We start from the raw sequence: 3,094 nt of genomic DNA, 5'->3' as shown, positions 1-3,094 counted from the left end.
CACCGCCCCCGGCACCATGTAGTCCGGCAACGCCTTGCCCAGCCTCTCGCGCAGCCAGGCCGCATCGATCCCGGCCCCTTCGTCCTGCGCTTGCAATTGCTGGCGCTCGCCATGCAGCGCCACGTGCGCCACCAGCCTGCCCTGCTGCTCCACCACCACCGCCTCCCGCACTTCGGGCTGCGCCAGCAACTGCGCCTCGATCTCCCCCCAGCTCGATCCGCAGCCCCCGGATCTTCACCTGGTGGTCCAGCCTCCCCAGGTACTCCAGCTGCCCCTGCGCGTTCCAGCGCACCAGGTCTCCCGTTCGGTACAGCCTCTGGCCTCCCTCCCCCGCCACGAACCGCTCGGCCGTCAGGCCCGGCCGTCCCAGGTAGCCCCGCGCCAGGCTGATGCCTCCCAGGTACAGCTCTCCCGCCACGCCCTGCGGCACCGGGTTCAACTGCCCATCCAGCACCCACGCCTGCGTGGCCGAGATCGGCCGCCCGATCGGCACCTGCGTGCCTCCGTCTTCACGGCACTGCCACTGCGTGACATCGATCGCCGCTTCGGTCGGGCCGTACAGGTTGTACAGGTCGGCTCGCGGCCACCGCCGCAACGCGGCGTTCTGCGTTGACGCAGGCAAAGCCTCTCCGCTGCAGACGATGCGCCGCAGGCTGGTACACGCCGCAGCGGTGCCGTCGTGGGCCAGGAAGGCCTGCAGCATGGAGGGCACGAAATGCACCGTGCTCACGGCGTGGCGCTGGATCAATGCGGCCAGCCGGGCCGGCTCCCGGTGGTCGCCCGGACCTGCCACCACCAGCCTCGCGCCCTGCATCAGGGGCCAGAAGAACTCCCACACCGATACATCGAAGCCGAACGGGGTTTTCTGCAGTACGGTGTCGCTCGCATCCAGTGCATAGGCCTGCTGCATCCAGGCCAGCCGGTTGTGCAGGGCGGCATGCCGGTTGGCCGCGCCCTTGGGCCGCCCGGTGGAGCCGGAGGTGTAGATGACGTACGCCAGGTTCTCGCCGTGCAGCGCCACCTGCGGGTCGTGTTCGCGCTCGTCGGTCAGCCGCACCGTGTCCAGCTCCAGCACCTGCAAGCCCGCCGTCTCGGGCACCTTGCCACCATGCTGGTGCTGCGTGAGCAGCAGGCCGATGCCGCTGTCCTGCACCATGTAGGCCAGCCGCTCCGGCGGGTACTCCGGGTCCAGCGGCACATACGCCCCCCCGGCCTTCAGGATGCCCAACAGCCCCACCACCATCTCGGTGCTGCGCTCCACCAAAATGCCCACTCGCGTCTCGGGCCGCACCCCCAGCTTCACCAGCCGGTGCGCCAGCTGGTTGGCGCGGGCGTTGAGCTGGCCGTAGCTCAGCGCCTCCTGGCCGAACACCAACGCAGGGGCATCGGGCTGCGCCGCCGCCTGGCGCTCGAACAGTTCGTGCACCGCCACCGGCGTGCCGTGGCCCTGGCGGTTGTCGCCCCACGCCGCCAGCCGATCGCGCTCCGCCGCGCCCAGCAACGGCACCTCGCCCACCGCCTGCCCAGGGCGCTCCGCCAGCGCCTGCAAGAGCGCCATGTAGTGCTCCCCCATCCGCTCCATCGTCCCAGAATCGAACAGCTCCGAGGCATAGATGAACTGGGCGCACACCTGTCCATCCGCTTCCTCCGTGGTGCTGAGCGTCAACTCGAATTGCGCCGCACCATCCGGCAAAGGCTGGCTCTTGAGTACCAGGTCCGGCAGATCCCGCAAGGAGGACAGGCCATTGCGCTGGTGATTGAAAAGCACCTGGAACAGGGGGCTGACGCCGAGGCTGCGATCAGGCTGCAAGGCTTCCACCAATTGCTCGAAGGGCAGATCCTGGTGCGCCTGCGCACCCTGTGCCGCCTGCCTGGCGGCGGCCAGCACTTCGCCAAGCGGCGTGCGACCGTCGAACTGCCCGCGCAGCACCTGTGTATTCACGAAGAATCCGATCAGGCCCTGGGTCTCCACCCGGTCGCGGTTGGCAATGGGCACCCCCACGCGGATGTCGTGCAGGCCTGTGTAGCGATGCAGAAGTGCCTGGAAACCCGCAAGCAGTGCAACGAACAAAGTGGCGTCCTGCGAACGCACCCGACGCTGCAGGGCGCTGACGATTTCCTTGGGAAGCTCGATTTCCCACAGCGCCGATCGGTATTGGCCCTCCGTGCGCCGAACATGATCGGTGGGCAGTTGCAACACGGGATGTTCGTCGCCCAACTGCTTTGTCCAATAGGCGAGCTGCCGGTCTTTCTCACCGGCCTCCAGCCACTGCCTTTGCCATGCCGCATAGTCGGCGTACTGGATGGGCAGGGGCGCCAGCGCAAGGGACCGGCCCAATAACCGCTCCCGGTACCGGGCCACGAATTCCTCCACGAGCACCTGCATGGACCAGCCGTCGGAGACGATATGGTGCATGACCACCACAAGCCAATGCTCGCGCTCGCCGAGGCGGATCAGCCCGACCCGCAGCAACGGCCCCGCGCTGAGATCGAAGGGCGTTTGGCTGATGCGCCGGGCCGCCTGTTGTGCACGGTGCGGCCGATCTGCCAGTGCCACCGTGCGCAGATCCGCCACGTCCAGAGCGAACCGGGAATGTGCCTGAATCACCTGCTCGGCCGTGCCGTCAAGGCGCGGGCGGAACACGGTGCGCAAGGCCTCGTGCCGCTCGATCAGATCGGTGAAGCTGGCATGGAGGGCCTCGCTGTCCAGCGCGCCCTGCAAATGCAAGGCCCCGCTGATGTGGTACGCCGTGCTTTGTGGATCCAGCTGCCACAGGAACCATTGCCGCAACTGCGCATGCGACAGGGCAAGGGGACCGACACGCTCTGCAGCGCTCAGTGCCGTGATGGGCGGCCCTGAAGGGTCCGCCGAAGGGGTTTCGGCCTGGGTCGCGGCAATCGCCTGGGCAAGGGTTGCCAGCCGCTGGTGCTCGAACACCTGCCGCGGCCCCAGTGGCAGGCCCCGCGCACGGGCCTGGGCGCACACCTTGAGGCTCAGGATCGAATCCCCGCCCAGTTCGAAGAAGTGGTCATTGCGCCCTACGCCGCTGCACCCCCACGCACCTCGGCCCAGATCTGCGCCAGCGCCCTCGAT

The 3,094-nt window shown here is 68.3% G+C and carries 1 protein-coding gene and 1 pseudogene; both read right to left on the bottom strand.

What is annotated here, in order from left to right; genetic code table 11:
• Positions 1-153: hypothetical protein (locus AC27IO_RS22270; protein WP_498740813.1), on the bottom strand; the 153-nt coding region annotated here is incomplete at its 3' end.
• A 112-nt stretch (positions 154-265) separates the two neighbouring features.
• Positions 266-2,986, bottom strand: a pseudogene (locus tag AC27IO_RS22265) (amino acid adenylation domain-containing protein); the annotation flags it as partial.
• Between the last annotated feature and the right edge of the window lie 108 nt (positions 2,987-3,094).

It is taken from the genome of Acidovorax sp. KNOB132 (assembly GCF_057541515.1).
Note: the sequence above shows the minus strand (reverse complement) of the source record. Positions and strands in the feature narration are given on the sequence as shown.